General features: G+C 74.2%; 16 protein-coding genes. 6 read left to right on the top strand and 10 right to left on the bottom strand.

The genetic code is table 11. The annotated features are described in order from the left end of the window. Positions 1 to 5: 5 nt before the first annotated feature. The 5 genes from MY520_RS19040 to MY520_RS19020 all read right to left on the bottom strand — a co-directional run bounded on the left by MY520_RS19040 (position 6) and on the right by MY520_RS19020 (position 11,186). A complete protein-coding gene (locus MY520_RS19040) occupies positions 6 to 1,268 on the bottom strand; it encodes an aromatic ring-hydroxylating dioxygenase subunit alpha (protein WP_436694133.1) in 1,263 nt (420 codons plus the stop codon). 20 nt (positions 1,269 to 1,288) lie between these two features. Next, the gene (locus tag MY520_RS19035; RefSeq protein ID WP_436694132.1) at positions 1,289 to 2,782 is read right to left on the bottom strand and encodes an MFS transporter; all 1,494 of its coding nucleotides are present in this window, start codon (positions 2,780 to 2,782) and stop codon (positions 1,289 to 1,291) included. Between the two features lie 30 nt (positions 2,783 to 2,812). After that, entirely contained in the window at positions 2,813 to 4,783 is a 1,971-nt protein-coding gene (locus tag MY520_RS19030; RefSeq protein ID WP_436694131.1) for a 3-oxoacyl-ACP synthase III family protein, read from the bottom strand. A 29-nt stretch (positions 4,784 to 4,812) separates the two neighbouring features. Next, a complete protein-coding gene (locus tag MY520_RS19025; RefSeq protein WP_436694130.1) occupies positions 4,813 to 10,302 on the bottom strand; it encodes a carboxyl transferase domain-containing protein in 5,490 nt (1,829 codons plus the stop codon). A gap of 68 nt (positions 10,303 to 10,370) precedes the next feature. Continuing rightward, positions 10,371 to 11,186 (bottom strand): 3-oxoacyl-ACP reductase family protein, encoded by an 816-nt coding sequence (locus MY520_RS19020; protein WP_436694129.1) that lies wholly within the window; start codon positions 11,184 to 11,186, stop codon positions 10,371 to 10,373. Positions 11,187 to 11,496: 310 nt separating this feature from the next. Here MY520_RS19020 and MY520_RS19015 point away from each other — a divergent pair, with 310 nt between their 5' ends. Together MY520_RS19015 and MY520_RS19010 are read left to right on the top strand one after the other, a co-directional pair. After that, a complete protein-coding gene (locus tag MY520_RS19015) occupies positions 11,497 to 12,615 on the top strand; it encodes an LLM class flavin-dependent oxidoreductase (protein ID WP_436694128.1) in 1,119 nt (372 codons plus the stop codon). Continuing rightward, positions 12,612 to 13,370, top strand: coding sequence for an SDR family NAD(P)-dependent oxidoreductase (locus MY520_RS19010; protein WP_436694127.1), 759 nt, complete (start codon positions 12,612 to 12,614; stop codon positions 13,368 to 13,370). The genes MY520_RS19015 and MY520_RS19010 overlap by 4 nt, the downstream gene beginning before the upstream one ends. Positions 13,371 to 13,382: 12 nt before the next feature. Here the strand turns inward: MY520_RS19010 and MY520_RS19005 are convergent, their stop codons facing one another. Further along, a complete protein-coding gene (locus tag MY520_RS19005; protein ID WP_436694126.1) occupies positions 13,383 to 14,429 on the bottom strand; it encodes a YihY/virulence factor BrkB family protein in 1,047 nt (348 codons plus the stop codon). Positions 14,430 to 14,520: 91 nt separating this feature from the next. Between MY520_RS19005 and MY520_RS19000 the strand changes: the two genes are divergently transcribed. Further along, a complete protein-coding gene (locus MY520_RS19000; protein WP_436694125.1) occupies positions 14,521 to 14,991 on the top strand; it encodes a heme-degrading domain-containing protein in 471 nt (156 codons plus the stop codon). Then, positions 14,988 to 16,205 (top strand): MFS transporter, encoded by a 1,218-nt coding sequence (locus MY520_RS18995; RefSeq protein WP_436694124.1) that lies wholly within the window; start codon positions 14,988 to 14,990, stop codon positions 16,203 to 16,205. The genes MY520_RS19000 and MY520_RS18995 overlap by 4 nt, the downstream gene beginning before the upstream one ends. A gap of 3 nt (positions 16,206 to 16,208) precedes the next feature. Here MY520_RS18995 and MY520_RS18990 read toward each other — a convergent pair whose 3' ends face one another. From MY520_RS18990 to MY520_RS18980, 3 genes are all read right to left on the bottom strand, one after another. Continuing rightward, a complete protein-coding gene (locus tag MY520_RS18990) occupies positions 16,209 to 16,883 on the bottom strand; it encodes a maleylpyruvate isomerase family mycothiol-dependent enzyme (protein WP_436694123.1) in 675 nt (224 codons plus the stop codon). A gap of 164 nt (positions 16,884 to 17,047) precedes the next feature. Further along, positions 17,048 to 18,049: a cytochrome d ubiquinol oxidase subunit II gene (locus MY520_RS18985; RefSeq protein ID WP_436694122.1), complete on the bottom strand. Its 1,002-nt coding sequence runs from the start codon at positions 18,047 to 18,049 to the stop codon at positions 17,048 to 17,050. Beyond that, entirely contained in the window at positions 18,046 to 19,431 is a 1,386-nt protein-coding gene (locus MY520_RS18980) for a cytochrome ubiquinol oxidase subunit I (RefSeq protein ID WP_436694121.1), read from the bottom strand. Before MY520_RS18980 ends, MY520_RS18985 begins: the two co-directional genes overlap by 4 nt. Before the next feature lie 165 nt (positions 19,432 to 19,596). Between MY520_RS18980 and MY520_RS18975 the strand changes: the two genes are divergently transcribed. Then, positions 19,597 to 20,565, top strand: coding sequence for an anti-sigma factor RsbA family regulatory protein (locus MY520_RS18975; RefSeq protein ID WP_436694120.1), 969 nt, complete (start codon positions 19,597 to 19,599; stop codon positions 20,563 to 20,565). 8 nt (positions 20,566 to 20,573) lie between these two features. Here MY520_RS18975 and MY520_RS18970 read toward each other — a convergent pair whose 3' ends face one another. Further along, the gene (locus tag MY520_RS18970) at positions 20,574 to 21,119 is read right to left on the bottom strand and encodes a TIGR03086 family metal-binding protein (protein ID WP_436694119.1); all 546 of its coding nucleotides are present in this window, start codon (positions 21,117 to 21,119) and stop codon (positions 20,574 to 20,576) included. Between the two features lie 37 nt (positions 21,120 to 21,156). Here MY520_RS18970 and MY520_RS18965 point away from each other — a divergent pair, with 37 nt between their 5' ends. Further along, positions 21,157 to 21,978 carry a helix-turn-helix domain-containing protein gene (locus tag MY520_RS18965; protein ID WP_436694118.1) on the top strand — a complete coding sequence of 274 codons (822 nt, stop codon included), beginning with the start codon at positions 21,157 to 21,159 and terminating at the stop codon, positions 21,976 to 21,978. Positions 21,979 to 21,992: the final 14 nt, after the last annotated feature.

Raw genomic sequence — 21,992 nt, 5'->3', positions numbered from 1 at the left:
CCGCCCTACAGCCCGCGGCCCATGAGACCCACCGTCGGCTGCTCGCGGTGCCCGGCGATGCCGCCGGCCACCTCGGCGGCCATCCCGGTGCCCTCCTCGCGGTGCGCCTCGTTGGCCGCGCCGGTCACCGCGCCCATCGCCACCGCGGCGTCGCCGGAGGTCTCGCTCGGCGGCGACGCGTCCGAGCCGGACTCGGCGTCGATCATCCGCTGCACGATCCGACGGGTCCACATGCTGCCGGCGTCGATGTTGAGGTTGTAGAAGTCGTAGCCGGGGTTGGCCTCGATCCCGCGCTGCTGCGCCTCGAGCATCACCTCGTCCTCGAAGAAGACGCCGGACACCCCCTCGCGCAGCCGGGTGGTGATGACCTGCTTGTCCAGGCACCAGTCGCGGGCGAAGGCCCACAGGTAGAAGCAGGTGCTGTCGGTCTCCGGGGTCATCGTGTTGATGACCGTGCCGGTGACGCCCTGGCTGCGGTCGCCGTCGGGGGCGCCGGTTCCGGCTTTGGCCACCCCGACGTCGATCGCCACGGTCGACGGCGCGGTGTAGTGGATGATCTGCCAGCGGTCGACCGGGCCCTCGTAGTCGGGGAACCGGTCCTGCAGGTTGCGCTTCCAGAACGGCGGCGCGTCGATGCCGAGCATCCACTTGGTCACCGTCACCGTCCGGGCGTCGTGGGTGACCTCGAAGTCGGACTCCGACAGCGCGTCGTGGCCGATGCTCGACCCGTGCACGAACTGCTCGTGGGTGAGGTCCATGAGGTTGTCGATGATCAGCTGGTAGCTGCAGTTGACGTGGATCGTCTTGCCGTCGCCGGCCCACTCGGGGTGGTCGTTCATGTGCAGGTCGGGGACGAGGTCCGGGTCGGCGAGCGCCGGGTCGCCGGGCCACACCCACACGTAGCGGTGCCGCTCGACCACCGGGTAGGAGTGCACGGTGGCGCTGGGGTTGATCGTCTCCTGCGCCGGCATGAAGGTGGCGCGGCCGTCGGCGTCGTAGCAGATGCCGTGGTAACCGCACATGACCTCGTCGTCGCCGCGCAGCTTGCCCATCGACAGCGGCGCCAGGCGGTGCCAGCAGGCGTCGGCGAGGGCGACGGCGCGGCCGCCGGCGGTGCGGTAGAAGACGATCGGCCGGTTGGCGACGGTCTTGGGCATCAGGTTGCGGCCGACCTCGTGGTCCCACGCCGCGGCGTACCAGGCGTTGGACGGGAAGTGCCGGAAGCCGGCGTGGGGCGTGGCCGCCCCGGGCTGGGCGGGGTGCGACATCGGGTCCTCCAGGGAACGGCTCAGGCGGGGATGGGGTCCTCGTGGTGCGCCGGCGCCTCTCGCACCATCGCGTAGAGGAAGAAGGAGACGATCATGATCCCGGCGGCGAGGTACACGCCGCTGGCCCAGCTGCCCGTGGCGTCGCGGAGGATGCCGCTGACCACCGGGCTGAGGACGGCGCCGATCTCGGAGACGAGGTTGAGCATCCCGAAGGCCGCGCCGCGCTCGGTCGCGGGGACCAGGTCACCGGTCATCCCCTGCACGATCGGCTGCAGCGCGTTGAAGAACACGCCGGAGCAGAACAGCAGCAGGCCCAGCAGGGCCAGCGAGGGCTCCCGCCCGCCGGAGATGCTCCAGCCGAAGGCCAGGACGAGCACCGAGTAGACGGCGGTGCACACCAGCGCCAGCGGCTTGCGCCCCCGGCCCGACCGGATGGCGCGGTCGGCCAGCCAGCCACCGACCGGGAAGCCGAGGATGCCCGCCCCCGCGTTGAAGGCCGCGGTGAGCGCGGCGGCGAGCAGGCTGCTCTCCGCCGCCTCCCGGACGATCTGCACCGACCAGAAGCTGAAGAACCACAGGTTCCACAGGATCGCGATGTAGGCGACGTAGATCAGCCACATGTTGCGGTTCAGCAGGGCCGCACCGCGGCCGGAGCGCTGGACGCTGCGCACGATGACCGCGATGTAGACCAGCGCGATGACCGAGGCGATGGTCGCCGTCGCCCACTCGGGCCACTCGAGGCTGTCGGCCAGCAGGAACAGCGCGACGATGACGACGAACGTGGGCGCGGAGAACAGCGCCAGCTGCGCGAACGGTGCGCCCAGCCGCATCGCCCCGCCGAGCCGGGCCCGGAAGAACGCGAAGGCGATCGTGACGACGACGAACGTGCCGGCGGCGAAGACGAAGAACGGCATCCGCCACGCGCCGTCCCCCAGGCCCAGGGCCGTGCCCCAGTCGATGAGGACCGGCGTGAGGACGATGCCGAGCGTCAGGCCGATCGACAGCCCGGTGATCACCACGCCGAGGCCGAGGGTGCGCTTGGCCACCGGGGTGTGGTTGATGATCAGCGTGCGGTCGTTGGAGTAGAAGACGCCCTCGCCCAGGCCGGTGAGCACGCGCGCGGCGACGAACGCCACCAGCCCGGTCATCAGGCCGGAGACGACGGTGAGCACCGCCGCGGCCAGCAGCGAGACGATGATCATCTCGCGGTGGCCGTACCGGTCCCCGAGCCGACCGCCCGGGTACTGGGTGAGCATGTAACCGAGGAAGAACATCGAGCCGACCAGGCCGCCGACGGTCGCCGGGTTGCTGGCGTCGCCGATGAACCCCGACTCGGTCTCGATCATCCAGGCGATGACCGGGCCGGTCACCGTCCGGTCGGCGTAGCTGACCACCCAGCCCAGCAGGAGCACGCCCCACAGGGCCCGGTACGGCACGACGGGCGCGCCGTCCCGGTGGTCCTCCAGCAGGCGTTCGTTGTCGGCGGTGTCTCCCTCGGCCGGCCGGCCCGCCATCGCCACTCCTCCCCGTCGGCCCGCGGCGGGTCAGCCGAAGGCGGTCTGCACGTCGTCGGAGGCCGCCGGCCGGTCCCCCGGCGCCTCGGGGGCGCCGGGCACGCTCGGCTGCTCGGCCGCGGCCCCGGGCGCGGACGGCGTCTGCACCGCCACCACCGCGGGGTCCAGGCGCATGATCGAGTAGCCGGCGACGGCGCCGGCGCCGAAGCCGGGCGCGAAGATCCGCTGCGGCTCGGAGAGGACGCCGTCGCGCACCGCGTCGTGGATGGCCAGCGGGATGCTCGCCGACGAGGTGTTGCCGACCTGCTCGATGTTGAAGTAGAGCTGGTCGGCGGTCAGCCCGGCCCGCTCGGCCAGCTGGATGACCATCGTCTTGTTGGCCTGGTGCGGGACGATCAGGTCGACGCTCTCCATGAGCGAGCCGGCCCGCCCGTCGGGGTCGGGCAGCGCCGAGAGCTCCTCGATCATCTGCGCGAGGTAGCGGCCGGCCAGCGCCTTCACCTCCGGGCCGAAGACGGTGATGTTGTTGTCGAACTCGGGGTTCGGCCACAGGATCGAGTTGACCTGGCTGGCCGGGCCGCTGGCGTAGGTCTTCATGACCAGCAGGTCGGGCTCCTCGCCGTCGGGCGCGACGCCGACGACCATCCCCGACGCGCCGTCCCCGAAGATCATCCGCGAGGTGCGGACGTTCCCGATCTTGTCGGAGAACTTCTCCACGCAGACCACGAGCACCGGCCGCTCCACCTCCTGGAGCAGCCGGGTCGCCTCCGCCAGCCCGTAGGGCATGCCGGCGCAGGCGGCGATGATGTCGTAGGCCGCGGCGACCTGGTACATCCCCAGCTGACCGCAGAGGTAGGTGGCCAGCGACGGGATCAGCCGGGAGCTGGTGCAGGTGCACACGAGCACCGCGCCGATCTCCTCCGGTTCGCGGCCGGCCTTCGCCAGCGCAGCCTCCGCGGCCTGCAGCGCCAGCTCCTCGAGGCTGACGGAGCTGTACCGGCGCTGCTCGATCCCGGTCTTGGTCAGGATCTCCTCGGCGCTCATCGGCGACCAGTTGTAGGCGGTGTTCCGGATCAGGTCGTCGTTGCTGCAGACCTGGTCGCCGTGCACCGCGGACAGCGCCTCCAGGCGCGGCATGACGCGGAAGTCCCGGCGGACGTCGATCTCGCGGTAGGGGCGGATCGGCTGGCGCGACTCCCGCGGCTGCGCGGCCCCGCGGGGCTGGGCACCGTCGTCGAGCCGGCGGAGGAAGTCGCGGACCGACTTGTCCCGGGGGGTGAACACGACGACGTAGTCGTCGTCGGAGAGCTGGCCGGCGTCGGCCAGCTCCAGCTGGGCGCGGTCCCAGGGGTACTGGTTGTGCAGCACCATGGCCCAGCGGTGCAGCGACTCCAGCTCGGGCACGTCCTCGTCGCAGTCGAGGATGTCGCGGTAGTCGTAGACCGGGTAGTCGGGGTCGTAGCTCGGCAGCCGGAAGGTGAGACTGCCCGGCTTGTCCAGGAACTCCGCGACCGTCGGCTTGATCGCCGGCAGCGTCGTCGCGTGGTGCTTGCGGTTGGCGAAGACGTCGAACAGGACGCCGAAGATGCGGTCCTCGACCTCGGCGTCCCACTGCGCCGGCAGGGTCGGGTAGGCCTCCTGCACGGCGGCGACCTTCGTCTCCCCCTCCTCCCACGGCTCCACGACCGGCAGGAACACGTCGGGCCGGTTGCGCGGGACGTCGGCCCACCGCATGGGCCGCTTCTCGTACATGGTGATCGAGAAGCGGTTGGCCCAGAACAGGTTGAGCGCGAGGTCGCGCATGAGCGCGTAGCGCGTGGCGTAGCCGCCGGTCCGGACCTTCTCCAGGATGTCGGTGCCGCTCGGCGCCTTGGTCTCGAAGTCGCGCCGGATGACGTCGTCGAGCTGCTCCAGCGTCTCCACCGTCGAGAAGTCCAGCTCCGGGACGATGTTGGACGGGAACACCATGCGGCCGTGCCGGTTCAGGACGAACGCGTTCACTTCAGGTCCTCTCGACAGTGCGCAGACGGTCACCCGCCGGCGCGCTCGATCCCCCGCACCACGGCGTCGATCAGGCGGGGGCGCAGCTCGGCGGCGGGGATGATCGCGTGCACGGACCCCACCTGCCGGGCCCGTTCGATGTTGTGGATCGCCTCGAACTCCGCGGCGACCTCGCCCAACTTCTCCGAGCGGACGGTGGCGCGCAGCGCGGCCAGCTCGACCCGGAGGTGGGCCGCCTCGACTCCCTCGGCGGCGGCGATCGCGGCCTCCAGCTCCTGCACGCGGGGGTCCTTGGCGGTGCGCTGGTCGACGTCACGGGTGAAGACGACCGCGGCGGCGGGCGCACCGCCGAGGACGGAGGCGTACGAGCCCTCGACGGCCAGCACCTCGATGCTCTCGTTGAGGACGCCGGAGAAGACCACGAAGGCGCCGCCGTGGTAGCGGGACACCACGCAGAAGACGATCGGGCCGTCGAAGTTGACCATCGCCCGGCCGATCTCGGCGCCGTACTCCAGCTGCACGTTGCGCAGCGACTCCGGGGAGCCGTCGAAGCCGGACAGGTTGGCCAGCACGACCAGCGGCCGGTTGCCGCTGGTGGCGTTGATGGCCCGCGCGGTCTTCTTCGACGACTTGGGGAACAGCGTGCCCGCCGTCCACTGGTCCGGTCCGTCCGCCGGGTAAGCGCCGCGCCGCGGGATCGGGTGCGACTCGATGCCCAGGATGGTCACCGGGTGACCGGCCAGGTGGGCGTCGAAGACGACCGAGGTGTCGGCGTCGGCCATGCCGGCCCACCGCTCCAGCGTCGGGTGGTCGGCGTCGGCGACGGCGCGCATGACCGTCCGGATGTCGAAGGGCTTCTTCCGGTCGGGATTGGTCACCGGCGAGAAGATGTCCCCGACGGTGGTGAAGTCGCTCGCCGGGTGCTCGTGCGGGAAGTCCCGCACGTCGCGGTCGCGGGGATCGCTGGTCGGCGCCGGCCGGGCCCACCGCTCCCCGGGCGCCCGGTAGGTGTGCTCGTAGTGCTGGACAAGCAGGTCGTGGGCCGCGGTGAGGTTGGGCGCCCAGTACTGCGCCTGCCCATTGGGACCCATGACCCGGTCGTAGCCGCCGATGCCGAAGTTGTCCTCGGCCGAGACACCGCCGGAGTAGTCGAGGGAGTGCTTGCCGGTGAGCACCATCGCGCTGTCCGGCGTCATCACCAGGATGCCCTTGGTGTGCATGAGCATCGTGGCCTCGGCGTTCCAGTACGGCTGCGCCCCGACGTTGATGCCCGCGACGACGACGTTGATCTCGCCGCCGGCCTGGGTGAACTCGATGATCCGGCGCAGCGCGCGGGAGACCCAGTCCATGTTCTCGGTGCCGCTGTCCATCGAGATGCGCGCACCGGAGGAGAGCGCGAACCACTCGACCGGGATGCCGCGCTCCTCGGCGAGGTCGAGGGCGGCGACGACGCGGTGGCACTCGGGCTCGGAGACGGTGCCCAGCTGCTTCGTGGGGTCGCCCATGAGCACCACCCGGGTGACGCCCTCCGGGTAGCGCTCGGTCGGCGTGCTCACCACACCGGCGACGAGGCCCGCCTTGTTGTTGCCCGGGGCGCGGTCCACCGGGACCAGCCGGCCGGTGTCGTCGAGGTCGTGCTCGACGAAGGTGCCGCGCGGCCCGGCCAGCAACGAGGCCAGCTCGTACGGGTAGACGGTGCCGCGGGCGCGGGAGCGGAGCACCTTCTCGGTGTAGGCGTCCAGCGGCCGCATCGGCTCGGTGGGACGGTCGGTGACCCGCATCTGCACGCCGGTGCCCGGCTGGTGCGAGAAGCGCAGCGCCACCTCCCGCGGCGGCCCGCTCTCCTGCTCCTGCAGCCGCGCGAGCAGCACGACCTCCTCCAGACCGGCGCCCACGGTCAGCGGCGCGGCGGACGCGGCGAAGCCGGCCAGCTGCGCCAGCGGCACCTCGATGGAGGGCCAGGCGTAGAGGAAGATCCGGTTGTGCTCCAGCCGCCGGCGTGACGGGCGCTCGGCCTGGGCGCGGCGCAGCCCCTCCAGGCAGGCGGTCAGCTGCCGCTCGAAGGTCGGGTAGCCGACCACCTCGCCGGACGGGTCGCGCACGGGGGTCACGTCCCGGACCTCGGCCATCGCGATCAGCCGCTCGTCGGCCGGGTTCTCCTTGGCCCGCACGTGCAGCAGGAAGGTGTCCTCGGGCGAGGGCAGCCGCTCACCGTCGAAGTTCTTGAGCCGCCACATGTTGAGCCGCTGGGCGGTCAGCGGGTGCAGCCCGCGGATGATCCGCTCCTCGGCCAGCCCGCCGTCCCCGGTGGGCCGGAAGGTGACCGTCTCGATGTCGCCGTCGGGGGTGCAGACGCTCACCGTGACCCGGCGCCCGCTGCACAGCAGCGGGGCGCCCTCCAGCAGCCCGCGCAGCTCCTCGGAGACCGCATCGGGGTCGGCCGGGCGGTCCGGCCAGGAGAGGTAGAGATCCACCACCAGGTTGGCCGGGTCGGCGACGCCGGCGACGGTCGCGGTCAGGGGCTCCAGGGCGGCCGGCAGGTCCGACCGCTCCAGCATGACCGCGAGCAGGTGCAGATGGGCGCCGGCCAGCTCGTAGTCGGCGGCCACGCAGGACAGCCCGTCGACCAGGAAGGTGCGCACGCCCTGCAGGTCGCGGCTGCGGTAGTAGCGGCGGGTCAGCACCTCGAGCACCGGGTCCGGGACGGTGGTGGCGCGACCGAACCGCTGGGCCAGCAGGCTGATGAGCGGCTCCGGGCTGGCGACCAGCGCCTCGATCCGGTCCATCCCCTGGCCGGGCGCTCCGGCGGCCTCGACGTCGGCGAGCAGCCGGTCGGCCTCGTCGAGCACCTCCTGGCGCGCCTGGCGGACCACCGGCTCCTCGAAGTGGCGGAACCGGACGGCGCGGGCCAGGTCGCCGACGGCGGGGTAGCGCAGCTGGGTGGCGACGACCAGCCGGTCGAGCACCTCCCCCACCTCCGACCGCAGCGGGTCCGGCGGCATCGCCTGCGCGGTCAGCCAGCGGTCCAGCAGCGCGAGGACCGAGGGCAGCTGGTCGTTGATCCGCTGCTGGGCCAGGAAGATCCGGTGCACCGCCTCCTGGAGGGCCGGGCCGGGCTCCAGGTCCTCGACCCCGTAGTGCCGCAGGCCGCGGCCCAGTCGGCCGCGGAAGCTCTCCGGCAGCCCCTCGCGCTCGACGTCCAGCGAGTGCAGGTAGGCGTGGAAGTACTCGCGCGGGCTGTGCACCTGCGCGTCGGCCTCCTCCTCCTCGCTGGCCGGCCGGTTGCGGGACAGCTCGGCGAGGTCGGCGAAGGTGGTGAGCACCTCCAGCTCGCGGTGCAGCAGGTCGGGGTCGTCCACCGGCAGCTCGCCGCGCACCCGGCCGTACTCCTCGACCAGCTGGCGGGCGTGCCCGCGGCTGACGTCGTAGCCGGTGATCAGCGCCTGGAGCGCACCGAGCAGGTCCAGCGCGCGCTCCCGCGGCTCGCCCCCGCGCGCGACGGCGTCCCCCTCGGGGAAGGTCACCCGCTCGCCGGTGACCTCGGCGACGTCCTCGGTGGCGCGGTCCAGGCTGAGCAGCCCGGCGCCGGCGTCGACCTGCGCGTTGACCGCGGCCAGCACCTCGCGCACCCGCCCGGCGAAGGGCGCGTGCACGGCGGTCTCCATCTTCATGCTCTCGAGAACGGCGACCGTCTGGCCGGCCTCGACGTCCTCCCCCGCCTGGACACGGAGGGCGACGACCACCGCGGGCGCGGGGGCGCGCACCGTGCCGCCGGCGTCCCGGCCGACCCGGTGGGTGACCCCGTCCACCTCGACCAGGTGCGAGCCGGGCGCGGTCACCGACACGACGGTGAACCGCCGGTCGCCGATCCGCAGCCGGCTCTCCAGCGGACCGAGGCGGTCCACCTCGACGTCGACGTGCCGGCCCTCGAGCCCGACGCGGTAGTGGTCCCCGCCGAGCCGCGCGACCGACAGCCGGTAGACCTGGCCGCGGTAGCCGAGCTCCAGGGTGCGGCCGACCTCGTGCGGTGCCCGCGGCCGACCGCCGCGCGCCGAGGCCAGGAAGGCCGCCCGCTCCCAGGACTCGTCGGCGTCGGAGACGTCGATGGCCACCTGCGCCAGGGCGACCCACGCCGTCTCGGCGGGCTCGGTCGCGCCGGTGGTCCCGGTCCGGTCCAGCCAGCCGGTGTCGGCGGTACCGGAGACGACCTCGGGACGGTCGAGCAGGTCGATCAGGAAGGACTTGGTCGTGGTGCCGCCGCTGAGGACGACGGTGGTCTCCCGCAGGGCGCAGCGCAGCCGGGCCAGCGCCTCGGGCCGGTCCCGGCCCCAGGCGATCACCTTGGCGACCATCGAGTCGTAGGCCGGCGGGATGACGTCGCCGACGCCGATGCCCGTGTCCACCCGGATCCCCGGACCGGTGGGCAGCCGCATCAGCTCCACCCGGCCGGGCGCGGGGGCGAAGCCGGCCTCGGCGTCCTCGGCGTTGAGCCGCACCTCGATCGCGTGGCCGTTCTCCTGCGGCGGCTCGCCCTCGAGCCGGCCACCGGCGGCGACGTGCAGCTGCAGCTTGACGATGTCCAGGCCGGTGACCTCCTCGGTCACCGGGTGCTCGACCTGCAGCCGGGTGTTCACCTCGAGGAAGGTGAACAGCTCCTCCTCCGGCTGGTAGAGGAACTCCACCGTGCCGGCCCCGACGTAGCCGGCCGCCTTGACCAGCGCCGTCGCCGACGACTTCAGCGCGGCCGACTGCTCCGGTCGCAGCGCCGGCGAGCTCGACTCCTCCAGCACCTTCTGGTTGCGGCGCTGCACCGAGCAGTCCCGCACGCCCGGAGCCCACACCGTGCCGTGCTGGTCGGCGATGACCTGCACCTCGACGTGCCGGCCGCCCTCGACCAGCCGCTCCATGAACACGACCGGGTCGCCGAAGGTGCGCTGCGCCTCGCCCTGGGTGCGGGTGAGCGCCTCCTCCAGCTCCGCCTCGGACCGGACCACGCGGATCCCGCGGCCACCGCCGCCGCTGCGCGCCTTGACGATCAGCGGGTAGCCGATGGTGCTCGCGTGCCGGCGGCCGTCGTCCAGCGTCTCGACCGCACCGCCGCTCCACGGAGCCACCGGCACGCCGGTCTTCTCGGCCAGCACCTTGGCCTCGATCTTGGCCCCGAGCAGCCGCATCGACTCCGGGGGCGGACCGATGAAGGTGACGCCGAGCTCGGCGCACAGCTCGGCGAACGCCGGGTCCTCGGCGACGAAGCCCCAGCCGACCCACGCCGCGTCGGCGCCGCTGGTGCGCAGCGCCCGGGCCAGTTCCTGGTGGTCGAGGTAGGGGTTGCCGGCGCCGGTCTCGCGCAGCAGGACGCCCTCGTCGGCGGCGCGCACGAAACCTGCCCGCCGCTCGGCCTCGGTGTAGAGGGCGATCACCCGGGTCCGTGTCCCGTGCTCGGCATCGAGCTCCCGGACGGCACGGACGAGCCGCATGGCGGGCTCGCCCCGGTTGACGACGGCGATGCGGCTGAACACCTGGGGGCACCCCTCCTGAGTCGGTTCGGTCGGCGGGGCTGCCGTCGGCGAGACGGCGCCCGGCCCGGCTACATGTCCAGGCCCCCGTTGACGCCCCAGACCTGGCCGGTGATGTAGCCGGAGGCGTCCGCGGACAGGAAGTGCACCACCCGGGCCACCTCCTCCGGCAGGCCGAGCCGGCCCAGCGGGATCCTGGCCTTCAGGCCGTCGAGCACCTTCTCGGGAACGGTCTCGAGCATCTCGGTCGCCGTGTATCCCGGGGTGACGGCGTTGATCGTGACGCCGATGCCGTCGGTGAGACCCTTCCGCTGGACCTGCATCGCGGCCTCGCGGGCGAGGGTCTTCGTCAGCCCGAACAGGCCGGCCTTGGCCGACGAGTAGTTGGCCTGACCGATGCCGCCGGTCTCGCCGATGACCGAGGAGACCATGACGATCCGCCCGGTGCCGCGGTCGAGCATGTGCTCCAGCGCCGCCTGCGAGAGGTAGAAGGCCCCGGACAGGTTGACGTCGATGACCCGGCGCCAGTCGTCGTCGGTCATCTTGAGGACGGTCTTGTCGGCGGTGATGCCGGCGTTGTTGACCAGGATGTCGAGCCGGCCGTGCTGCTCGATCACCTCGGCGATGGTGCGCCGGCAGTCCTCGGCCGACCCGATGTCGCCCCGGTGGACCGTCGTGCGGCTGTCCGGGTGGCTGGAGCCGATGTCCTTGCAGAACTGCTCGGCGGCCTGCTGGTTGCCGCTGTAGCCGGCCGCGATCGCCGCGCCCTGCCCCGCGAAGCTGCGGCAGATCGCCGCGCCGATCCCCCGGGTGCCGCCGGTCACGAACGCGACCCGGCCCTCCAGCTTGTCCCCTGCCCGCGTCGGGCGGGGTTGTGTGGCTGTCACGGAGCCTCCTCCAGCGACGGGCGTCCCGCCGAATCGTGCCAGGTCGGAGGCGGTCCCTGGATGTGACCGTGGTCTCCGGCTTCGGTACGACCGCAGCCTCCCGCCGTCGTCCGGCGCCGTCAAACGGAGACCCAGGTCACATCCGCGGTTCGTGCCGGTGCCGGCGGCCAGGGCGGCGAGCTCCCCCGGCGCGGTTGCCGGACGGCGGCGGCTGCGGCTGACTGGGCGGGCCGCCCGCCGGCCCCGACGAGGAGGACCGCATGCACCGACCGACCCCGCAGCACGCCGCCCCAGGAGCGGAGGAGCGGTCGTGAGCGACGGGGTGGACCTGGAGTTCGGGCTCTTCGACTGGGTGGACGCCCGCCCGGGACGGTCGGTGGCGGAGGTCTACGACGACCGGCTGCGGGTGCTCGCCGAGGCCGACCGCGGCGGCGGCTTCAGCACCTACCACCTGGCCGAGCACCACGGCACGCCGCTGGGGCTCTCCCCCTCGCCGGCGGTGTTCCTCGCGGCCGCGGCGCGGGTCACCGAGCGGATCCGGCTCGCGCCGACGACGTTCATCGTCCCGCTCTACGACCCGCTGCGGCTGGTGCAGGAGATCTGCATGCTCGACCAGCTCAGCCACGGCCGGCTCGACGTCGGCGTCGGCAAGGGCTCCTCGCCGATCGAGGCGGCCATGTACGGGCTGACGAGGGAGGACACCGCGCAGCGGTTCGAGGAGTTCTTCCCCGCGGTGGTGGCGGCGCTGGAGACCGGGGTGTTCCGCCGGCCGTCGTCGAGCGGGTCGGCGGCGGAGCCGGTGGAGCTGCAGGTGCCGGTCGTCCAGCGGCCGCACCCGCCGCTGTGGTACCCGACGTCGAACGCCGCCTCGATCCCGCGGCTCGGGGACGAGGGCTACAACGTCCTGTTCGGGTTCGCCTTCACCTCGCCGCCGCTGGAGGTCGTCCGCGAGCAGAGCCGGGTGTTCGCCGCGCGGTACCGCGAGTCGGCCGCCCGGGGCGGGGTCCGGTACGCGCTGCCGGGCCGGACGCCGCGGTTCGGCATGCTGCGCCACGTGCTGGTCGCCCCGACGGACGACGAGGCGCTGGCGCTCGCACGGCCGGCGTTCGCCGACCACCACGCGAGCTTCACGCACCTGTGGCGCAAGGCCGGCGACGAGCGCTTCACCGGGCCGGTGGACTTCGACCGGCTCGTCGCCGAGCGCAAGCTGTTCGTCGGGTCGCCGGAGACGGTCGCCGCCCAGGTGACCGAGGCGGTGTCGATCGGCGAGATCAACCACCTCGCCGGCGCCTTCGCCTGGGGGTCGCTGGAGCTGGCGCCGGTCCTCGACTCGGTGCGGCTGTTCCGCGACGAGGTGGTCCCCTCGGTCCGGGCGGCCCTGGCGCGGGACGGCGCGGCCGCGGGGCAGCGCGCGGAATGGCACCGGTGAACACCGTCGAGCCGGGCACGGTGGTCGTGGTCACCGGCGGCGCCCGCGGCATCGGCGCCGAGCTGTCCCGCTCCCTCGCGCGGCAGGGGGCGGCCGTCGTCGTGGCCGACGTCGTCGACGCGGCGCCGCTGGTCGAGGAGCTGACCGCCGAGGGCCGGGCGGTGAGCGCCGTGCCGACCGACGTGAGCGACGAGGCCACCTGGACCCGCCTGGTCGCCGCCGTCCTCGAGCAGCACGGCCGGGTCGACGCGCTGGTCAACAACGCGGCGGTCTACCAGGGGCTGGGTGCCAAGGTCCCGTTCACCGAGATCTCCGTCACCGAGTGGGACCGGGTCCTGGCCGTCAACGCCCGCGGGGTGTGGCTGGGCATGCGCGCGGTCCACCCCGCGATGAAGGCGCAGGGCCACGGCCGGATCGTCAACATCGCCTCCGCGACGGTGCACATGGGCGTGCCCTGGTTCGCGCACTACACCGCCTCCAAGGGCGCGGTCATCGCCCTGACCCGCAGCGTGGCCCGCGAGGTGGGCCGCGACGGGATCACGGTGAACGCGATCGCGCCGGGGCTGGTGGAGACCGAGGCGACGTTCACCCTCAACGACCCGTCCTACGTGGCCACCGCCGCGCAGGGACGGGCGGTGCCGCGCGGCATGGTCCCGGGCGACCTCTGCCCGGCCGTCTCGTTCCTGTGCTCCCGCGACAGCGGCTTCATCACCGGGCAGACGGTCGTCGTCGACGGCGGCGTGACCTTCGTCTGAGCCAGGGCGGGCTCACCGCCGCGGCCCGGACTCGTCGACGGCGCCGGCACCCTCGTCCGCGGGCCCCTCGCCGGCCGGCTCGTCCGCGTCGCCCGTCCTCCCCTCGAACGAGACGTCGACCCGCTGGTGCCGCACCGCCCGCTGGGCGCGGGCCGCCCCGGAGTAGACCCGCTCGTCACCCTCGGTGAGGTCGTCGTGGTCGACGAACGGGGTGAGCAGCGCCCGCGGGTGCAGCCGGTCGACGCGGACGACGTTCACCTCGGCGCAGAGCACGAGCGCGGTCGAGGCCAGGTAGATGAAGGCGATCAGACCCAGCACCAGGGCGAACACCGCGTCGACGGCGCTGGCGTTGGCCACCACCCGGGCGACGTAGACCCCGCCGAAGGACTGGAGCAGCTGCCACAGCACGGCCGCGCCCAGCGCGCCCGGGAGCACCTGCCGGGCGGTGAGCCGGCGGGCGGTGGTGATCCGGAAGCCGAGCACGAAGACCGCGGCGTTCACCAGCACCGAGACGACGGTGATCAGCACGTGCAGGAGCCCGCTGAAGCCACCGCCGTAGGCGGCCGCGCCGCTGCCCACCGCGGAGAGCACCGTGCTGGCCAGCACCAGCACGCCGAGGGTGCACAGCAGCAGCAGGCTGCGTCCCCGGGAGGTGAGCGGGTCGGGGCGGCTGTGCCGGGGCACGGACCAGACGGTGTTCATGGTGTGCTGCATCGCCTGCCCCAGCCCCAGCGCGCCGTAGAGCGCGACGAGACCGCCGACCACCACGCCGGTGAAGCCGCCGCCGAGCCGCTCGGGCGTGCCCAGCTGCTCGCCGATGACGGGGAACTCGGCCAGCGCGGAGTCCAGCAGCTGTGCCTGGAGCTCCGGGTTCCCGGCCAGCACCAGGCCGAGGACGGTGGCCAGCAGGAGCAGCACCGGGAACAGCGCGAGGAAGCCGTAGTAGGTGATGAGGGCGGCGAGGAAGTGGCCGTCGTCGTCGAGGAACTTGTAGAGCACCGCGATGGGGAAGCCGGCGCCCGGGTGGCGCCGCTGGTACCGGTCCAGCCGTTCGGTCATGCCCATGGCCCACCCCTGCCCGCTCCGTGCTCCCAGCCCTACCCGTTGGGCGCGCCGACAGTCGGTCGGACCGCCCGGGTAGGAAGGGCGCATGGCCGACGTCTTCCCCCCGCTCGCCGAGCTCGCCGCCGAGGAGCAGGACCTGCGGTTCACCAGCTTCACCAACGACGACGCCTGGGACCTCGGCTCGGCCCTCGTCGCGGCCGCCCGCCGGGTCGACGCACCGGTCGCGGTCGCGGTCGTCCGCAACGGCCACCGGCTGTTCTCCGCGGCCCTTCCCGGCGCGACCCCCGACAACGACGAGTGGATCGAGCGCAAGACGCGGGTGGTGCACCGCTTCGGCCACAGCAGCCTCTACGTGCGGCAGGCCTCGATCGAACGCGGCACCACGTTCGAGGAGGAGTTCGGCCTCGACCCCTCGCGGTACGCCGCGCACGGCGGCGCCTTCCCCGTCCTCGTCCGGTCGGTGGGCCCGGTCGGCGCCGTCGTCGTCTCCGGGCTGCCCCAGCTCGACGACCACCGCATGGTCGTCGCGGCGATCCGCGCGCACCTCGGGCGGTGAGCGGGCTCGGCGTGCGCCGCCCGGAGTCGGCCGATCCGGCGCTGCGCCGGGCGCGCCTGGCCGTCGGCCTGTGCTTCTTCCTCAACGCCGTCCTCTACGCCAACCTCGTGCCGCGGTTGCCCGAGGTCAAGGAGCGGCTCGGGCTCTCCAACGGCTCCCTGGGCGCGGCGCTGGCGGCGCTGCCGCTCGGCGCCCTGCTGGCCGCGCTCTCCTCGGCGTGGCTGATCCGCCGGCTCGGCTCCGGCCGGGTGGCGTCCGGCGGGCTGGTGCTGCTCGCCGCCGCCGTCGCCGGGACCGCCGTCGCTCCCTCCTGGCCGGCGCTGGCCGCCGTGCTGCTCGTCGCCGGCGCGCTGGACGCCGTCGTCGACGTGGCGCAGAACGCCCACGGTCTGCGGGTGCAGCGCCGCTACGACCGGTCGATCCTCAACGCCTTCCACGGCGTCTGGAGCATCGGCGCGGTCGCGGGCGGCCTGCTCGGCTCGGCCGCGGCCGGGCTGGGCATCCCCCTGGGCGTGCACCTCGCCGGGTCGGCGGTGGTGTCGGCCGCCCTGGCGCTGCTCGGGTACCGGGCGCTGCTGCCGGGCCCGGACGACGACGACCGGACGCCGCCGGCCACCCACGTGGACGGCCGGCGCCTCCGCCGCCGCGACGCCCTCCCGGCCCTCGCGGCGCTGGGCGTGCTGGCGGCGTGCGGCGCCTTCGTCGAGGACGCGGGCTCGTCCTGGAGCGCGCTCTACCTGCGCGGCGAGCTGGGGGCCGGCGCGGCCGCGGCCGGTCTCGGGTTCGTGGCCCTCTCCGTGGCGATGACCGTCGGGCGGCTCACCGGCGACCGCGTCGTCGACCGGTTCGGGCAGCGCCGGGTGGCGCGGCTGGGTGGGGCGCTCATCGCCGCCGGGATGGGCGGGGCGCTGGCGTTCCCGTCCCTCCCGACCGCGCTGGTCGGGTTCGCCCTGGCCGGCCTGGGGGTGGCGACGCTGGTGCCGGCCGTGTACGCCGCCGCCGACGAGCTCCCCGGGCTGCCCGCCGGCCTGGGGCTGACGGTGATCAACTGGCTGCTGCGGATCGGCTTCCTGCTCTCCCCGCCGCTGGTCGGCGTGCTGGCCGACGCCAGCAGCCTGCGGGTGGCCCTGCTGACCGTCGTCCTCGCCGGGGTCGGCGTGGTGGTCGTCGGCCGGGTGCTCGCGCCCGCGGCCGCCGCGACGCCGGCGCGCTGAGACTCACGCCAGCCGGGCGGCGGCCTCCGCCACGCCCGGGCCGGTGAGCCCCGGCAGCGCGGCCGGGCGGTTGGTGGCCAGCAGCAACAGGTCCCCGACCGGACCGCGGACCTCCCGAGAGCCCTCCCCCGCCGACCAGTCCGCGTCCGTGGCGACCAGCCGGAGGCCGCGGAAGCGCCGGTCGGGCCGGCGGTAGAAGGCGCTGGACCACACGTGCCGCAGCGCGGGCAGCGCCCGCCGGGCCGGCACCTCGCGGGGCCGGCACAGCGGCCGGGCGACGTCCTGGCCGTGCACCAGGATGTCGACCAGCGGGTCCAGCGGACCGCTCAGCCGCAGCCGGGAGTCCACCCCGGCGGTCGCGCGCAGCTGCCCGACGAGCTCGGCGGGCCGGTAACGGGCGGCGCGCTCGCGCGCCCACTCCGCCTCCGCCCGGTCGAAGTCGCCCCGGGTCCGGGCCACGCGCACCAGCGTCGGCCAGATCCGCTGCTGCGGCGACAGGGTGAGGTGCGCGACGACGTCGTGCACCGTCCACCCCGCGCACAGCGACGGCGTGGCCCACTCCTCGGCGGAGAGGGTGTCGAGCAGGTCGGCGAGGGACAGCCGCTCGTCCCGGACGTCGTCGAGGTGGGCGACGCGGGGACGACGGCGGGCGACGGCGGAGGCTCCGGGGCGGGTCACACCGGGCAGACGGCCGGGCGGCGCCGAACTCATCGCCGGGGCCGGGCCGCCGCGGTCGAGCGGCTGGTGCACCAGGTCGGCCCGCCACGGGGGCGGGACCGGCGGGTTGCGACCTCGCAGCCGGTCCGGACAGCCCGGCCCTTCCTGTCCCGTCCGGGCGCCGGCTAATCCTGGCGGGCGGGCCGCTGGAACAGCACGTAGAGGTAGGCCAGCGCCGGCAGCAGGACCAGCGCCCCTCCGAGCAGCGCGACGAGCACCGCCACGAGCGTCGCCCGGCCGCGCGCGGCCTCCTCGATCGTCAGCTCCGGCAGCAGCACGTACGGGTACTGGGCGACCGCCCAGCCGACGAGGATCGCCGTGACGGCCAGGGCCGAGGCGGCCCGCGCGGGCACGTAGCGCCGCGTCGCCAGCAGCCCGAGCGCGGCCAGCCCGGCCAGCACCGACACGACGACGACGGGGAGCGCCCGGCCGGTGAGGCCCTCGAACAGCACGGGCGCGTCCGCCCGGAGCACGAACATCCCGGCGATGCCGGTCAGGCCGGTCAGCGCCGCCGTCCCCAGCGCGCGCAGCCGGAACGCGGCGGCCAGGTCGTCGGCCCCCTCGCGACGGGCGTCCGCGCAGAGGAACACCGCGGCCAGGTAGGCACAGACCAGCACCGCGAGGACGCCGCCCAGCACCGAGGTCGGGTTCACCCAGCTGGTCACCACGTCCCCGGCCGCGATGCCGGCCGGCACCCGCCCCGAGGCCACCCCACCGACCACGGCGCCCAGGAAGTACGGGGTCACCAGGGAGGAGAACGCGAACCCGGCGCCCAGGGCCCGGCGCAGGCCGAGCGTGGTGACGCTCTTGCGGAAGGCGAACGCCGACCCGCGGGCGATCATCCCGAACGCGGCCAGGGTCAGCGGGATGTAGAGGGTGCTCACCACGGCGGCGAACGCCCCGGAGAACGCCGTCCACAGGACGACGAGCACGAAGACCAGCCAGACGTGGTTGGCCTCCCAGATCGGCGCTATGGACCGCTCGATGAGGTCCCGCTGAGGGGCGCCGCGCCGGGTGCCCCCGGCCAGCAGGTCCCAGATGCCGGCGCCGAAGTCCGCCCCGCCGAAGAGGCCGTAGGCGACCAGGCCGACGAACATGGTGCTGAGCACCGCCTCCGCGATCGTCATCGCAGGGCCACCTCACCGCTGTGCGGATCCGGTGGCCGGGCGTCGGCCTCCTGCGGCGCGGGGGTGTCGGCGCGGTGCGCCAGCCGCCGGAGCACGACGGCGGTCAGCACGGTGAGCACCAGGTAGACCGCCACCACGGCGTAGAACCCCGCGAACAGGCCGGGCGCCGGGCTGACCGCGTCGGCGGTGCGCAGCACGCCGTACACGATCCAGGGCTGGCGGCCCACCTCGGTGACGATCCAGCCGGCCTCCATGGCCACGACGGCGGCCGCTCCGGACACCGCGACCGCCCGCAGGAACCACGGGGTCTCCGGCAGGCGCCGGCGCCGCCGCCAGCTCCAGCCGGACCAGGCCGCCACGAGCAGCAGCGCGAAGCCGAGGGACACCATGACGTCGAAGGCCAGGTGCACCACGTTCACCGGCGGCCGCTCGTCCGCCGGGAACTCCTCCAGCCCGAGGACGACGCCGTCGGGGTCGTGGTGCACCAGCAGCGACAGCCCGTTCGGGATCTCCAGTGCCCAGCGCAGCTCGCCGTCGACGTAGAGACCGCCGACCGAGAGCGGGGCGCCGGCCCTCGTCTCGAACTGGGCCTCCATCGCCGCCAGCTTGGCCGGCTGGTTGTCGGCGACGACGTTGGCGATCCAGTCCCCGACCCCGATCTGGACCGGCGTGAGGACCGCGGCGACGGCGAGCGGGATCAGCAGACCCATGCGGTGCCGGCGCTCGCGGCGGCCGCGCAGCATCCCGACGGCGTAGACCGAGGCGACGGTGAAGCCGGTGACCATGTAGGCGGCCAGCAGCATGTGCGTGACCTGCGGCCAGGTCGACGGCCCGAACATCGCCGCCCACGGCCGGGCGTCGACCACCTGCCCCTCCTCGTCCAGCCGGAACCCGGTGGGGTTGTTCATCCACGCGTTCGCGGCCACGACGAAGAAGGCGCCGGCCATGCCGGAGACGATCATCGGCACCGCGCTCAGCACGTGCGCCCGCGGCGAGAGCCGGTCCCAGCCGAACAGGTAGACGCCCACGAAGATCGCCTCGATGAAGAAGGCGAAACCCTCCAGCACGAACGGGAAGCCGTAGACCTCGCCGAAGCGGTCCATGAGGACCGGCCAGAGGATGCCCATCTCGAACGACAGCAGCGTCCCCGACACCGCGCCGGCGGCGAACAGCACGCCCATCGCCCGGGCCCAGGTGCGCGCCAGGCCGAGGAGGTCCGCGTCGCCCCGCCGGTGCCCACGCCACTCGGTGACCACGGTGAGCAGCGGGAAGGCGATGCCGAAGCAGGCGAAGACGATGTGCCAGCCGAGCGACACCGCCATCTGCATCCGCGCCGGGTACAGGTTCTCCGCCGCGTCGGCGAGCACCAGCGAGGGGTCCATCCCGATCTCCGCTCCCGAGCCGCTCCCCGCAGCATGAGGGGGCCGCCGTCCCCCGGCAATCGCCCCGGGGGTGTCCGGCGTCGCCCGGTGTCACCGGGCGGGGCAGCCGCGACCCTGGCTACCGTGGGCGGATACCGGACGGTCGAGGCTCGGAGAGGGGCGGCAGTGGACACCGCGGCGCGCACGGGGGACGGCCCGGCCGACGCCTACACGCACGCCGCCCTCCTCTACGACTCGCTGGACGAGCTGGTCACGGCCGCCGCGCCGTTCGTCCGGGCCGGCCTGGCCGCCGGTGAGCCGGTCGTCCTCGCCACCGGGACCCGTACCGCCGACGCCCTCCTCGAGGCGGTGGACGCGGCCCCCGGCGTGCACCTGGTCCCGCGGGCCGACACCTACGACCGGCGCACCGCGACGGCGATCACCGCGTTCCGCCGGCTCGCCGACCGCTTCGTGGCCGAGGGGGCGGCCCGGATCCGCGTCGTGGGCGAGATCGACTTCGGGCGCACCGAGCGGGACCGGTTGGAGTGGCAGCGCTACGAGGCGGTCCTCAACGAGGCGTTGTCCCCCTGGCCGATCTCGGGGACCTGCGTCTTCGACACCCAGCAGCTGCCCGACCCGGTGCTGGCCGCCGCCCTGGCCACCCACCCGGTGCTCGCGACCGCCACGGGCTACGCACCCAACCCGGACTTCGTCGAGCCCGCGCGGTACCTGCGGGAGCTCCCCGTGCTGCCGGAGCCGCTGGAGGAGACGCCCCCGCGGCTGGACGTGCGCGACGTCGCCGACTTCATCGCGCTGCGGCACGCCGTCGCCGCCGAGCTGGCCACGGTGCGCGGCCACCGCGACCTGGTCGACGACTTCCTCCTGGCGACCGACGAGATGCTCTCCAACGCGGCGCGGCACGGCGGCCCGCCGGTGGACCTGAGCCTGTGGGCGTCGGAGGGCACCGTGGTCTGCCGCATCCGCGACCGCGGGCCCGGCTTCGACGACCCCTTCGCCGGCTACGGCCCCGCACACGGCGAGGACCTCTCCCGCGGGGGCATGGGCCTCTGGCTGGCCCGCCAGCTGTGCGACCACGTCGACATCACCCAGGACGCCTGCGGCGTCACCGTGCGGCTGGCCACGCACCTGCGCTGAGCAGCCCCTCAGCCCCGCCCGAGCCGGGCGAGCGTGCGCACCGCCCGGTCCGCCCCGGCGGGTGCCTCGACCGCCGGCCGGCAGACGCCCTCCGAGTAGAGGGCCTCGCCGAAGGCGTCGGCCCCGCGCTCCACCCGGTCGAGCTCGGCCTCGGAGAGGCCGGTGTCCCCGCCGGTCGCCCGCGCCACGTCCCAGCGGTGCACCACCATGTCCCACACGTAGAACTGCTCGAGCGCCGCACCCACCGTCGTCGGGCCGAAGAACCCGTCGAACCCGCGCCCGGCGACGGCCTCGTCGGACACCGCCGCGAGCACCCGCCGGGCGTGCTCCCGCCAGGCGGCGGCCGGGTCTCTGTCGACGTCCGGCTCCTCCCCCAGGTCGACGCCGTGCCGGGCGAGGAACTCGCGCTGGGTGGTGACCAGGTGGCGGACGACGTCGCGCGCCGTCCAGCCGGCGCACGGCGAGTCCTCCCCCCACGCGTCCTGCGGTACGGCGTCGAGGACGGCGCTCAGCGGTCGGTTCACGGACTCGTACAGGGCGGCGGTGGTGGTCATGCCCGCACCGTAGGCAGCCGGGTCAGGATGGGTCTTGATGAAAGCCGACAGCGACCGGATCGAGCGGGCCCACCTCAGGGACCCGGACGACGCCTCGCACGTCATCCACCGGTACGACCCCGACCCCGGCTTCGAGGGGCTGGTGCAGCGGTTCTGGATCCCGGTGTGGTCGGTGCCGCCCGGCCGGGAGGCTCCGCAGAAGGTGCTGCAGTACCCGGTGGCCCTGCTCGTCGTGGCCTCCGGCTACGCCCGCTTCTACGGGGTCGCCTCCGGGCTGTCCACGACCGTCCTGACCGGGGACGGGTGGGCGGTCGGCGTCCTGTGCGCCCCGGCGGCCGGCTCCCTGGTCGCGCGCGGTTCCATGGCCGCCTACACCGACCGGCACGCGGAGCTGGCCGACGTGCTGGGGTCCGACGGCGACCGCCTGGTCGAGCGGGTGCGCCCGGCGATGGCCGGCGACCCGCACTCCCCCGGCGCCCACCGGGCCGCGGTGTCCGCCTTCGCCGACGCCCTGCGCCCACTGCTGCCCGTCGACGCCGAGGGCGAGCTGGTCAACCGGGTGGTGGCGTTCGTGGAGTCCGACCAGGACGTCGTCCGGGTGGCCCAGGTGTGCGCGGAGTTCGGGCTCTCGGAGCGGGCGCTGCAGCGGCTGGTGCACCGGCGGCTCGGCCTGACCCCGAAGTGGCTGATCCAGCGGCGCCGGCTGCAGGAGGCGGCCGGGCGGCTGCGGGACGGCGACACGACGGTGGGCGAGGTCGCCGCGCTGCTCAGGTACGCCGACCAGCCGCACCTCACCCGCGACTTCGTGCGGGTGACCGGGATGCGCCCCGGGGAGTTCGCCGCCCGGTACGGCCGCTGACGCGAGGCCGTACC

The organism is Geodermatophilus sp. CPCC 205506 (genome assembly GCF_051383635.1).
In the GTDB taxonomy this organism is placed as follows: domain Bacteria; phylum Actinomycetota; class Actinomycetes; order Mycobacteriales; family Geodermatophilaceae; genus Geodermatophilus.
Note: the sequence above shows the minus strand (reverse complement) of the source record. Positions and strands in the feature narration are given on the sequence as shown.

What these genes read in the sequence shown, in the direction of transcription:
- MY520_RS19040 (WP_436694133.1), bottom strand. Translation starts at nt 1,268, where the DNA reads ATGTCGCACCCCGCCCAGCCCGGGGCGGCCACGCCCCACGCCGGCTTC.
- MY520_RS19035 (WP_436694132.1), bottom strand. Translation starts at nt 2,782, where the DNA reads ATGGCGGGCCGGCCGGCCGAGGGAGACACCGCCGACAACGAACGCCTG.
- MY520_RS19005 (WP_436694126.1), bottom strand. Translation starts at nt 14,429, where the DNA reads ATGACCGAACGGCTGGACCGGTACCAGCGGCGCCACCCGGGCGCCGGC.
- MY520_RS19000 (WP_436694125.1), top strand. Translation starts at nt 14,521, where the DNA reads ATGGCCGACGTCTTCCCCCCGCTCGCCGAGCTCGCCGCCGAGGAGCAG.
- MY520_RS18985 (WP_436694122.1), bottom strand. Translation starts at nt 18,049, where the DNA reads ATGACGATCGCGGAGGCGGTGCTCAGCACCATGTTCGTCGGCCTGGTC.
- MY520_RS18980 (WP_436694121.1), bottom strand. Translation starts at nt 19,431, where the DNA reads ATGGACCCCTCGCTGGTGCTCGCCGACGCGGCGGAGAACCTGTACCCG.
- MY520_RS18970 (WP_436694119.1), bottom strand. Translation starts at nt 21,119, where the DNA reads ATGACCACCACCGCCGCCCTGTACGAGTCCGTGAACCGACCGCTGAGC.
- MY520_RS18965 (WP_436694118.1), top strand. Translation starts at nt 21,157, where the DNA reads ATGAAAGCCGACAGCGACCGGATCGAGCGGGCCCACCTCAGGGACCCG.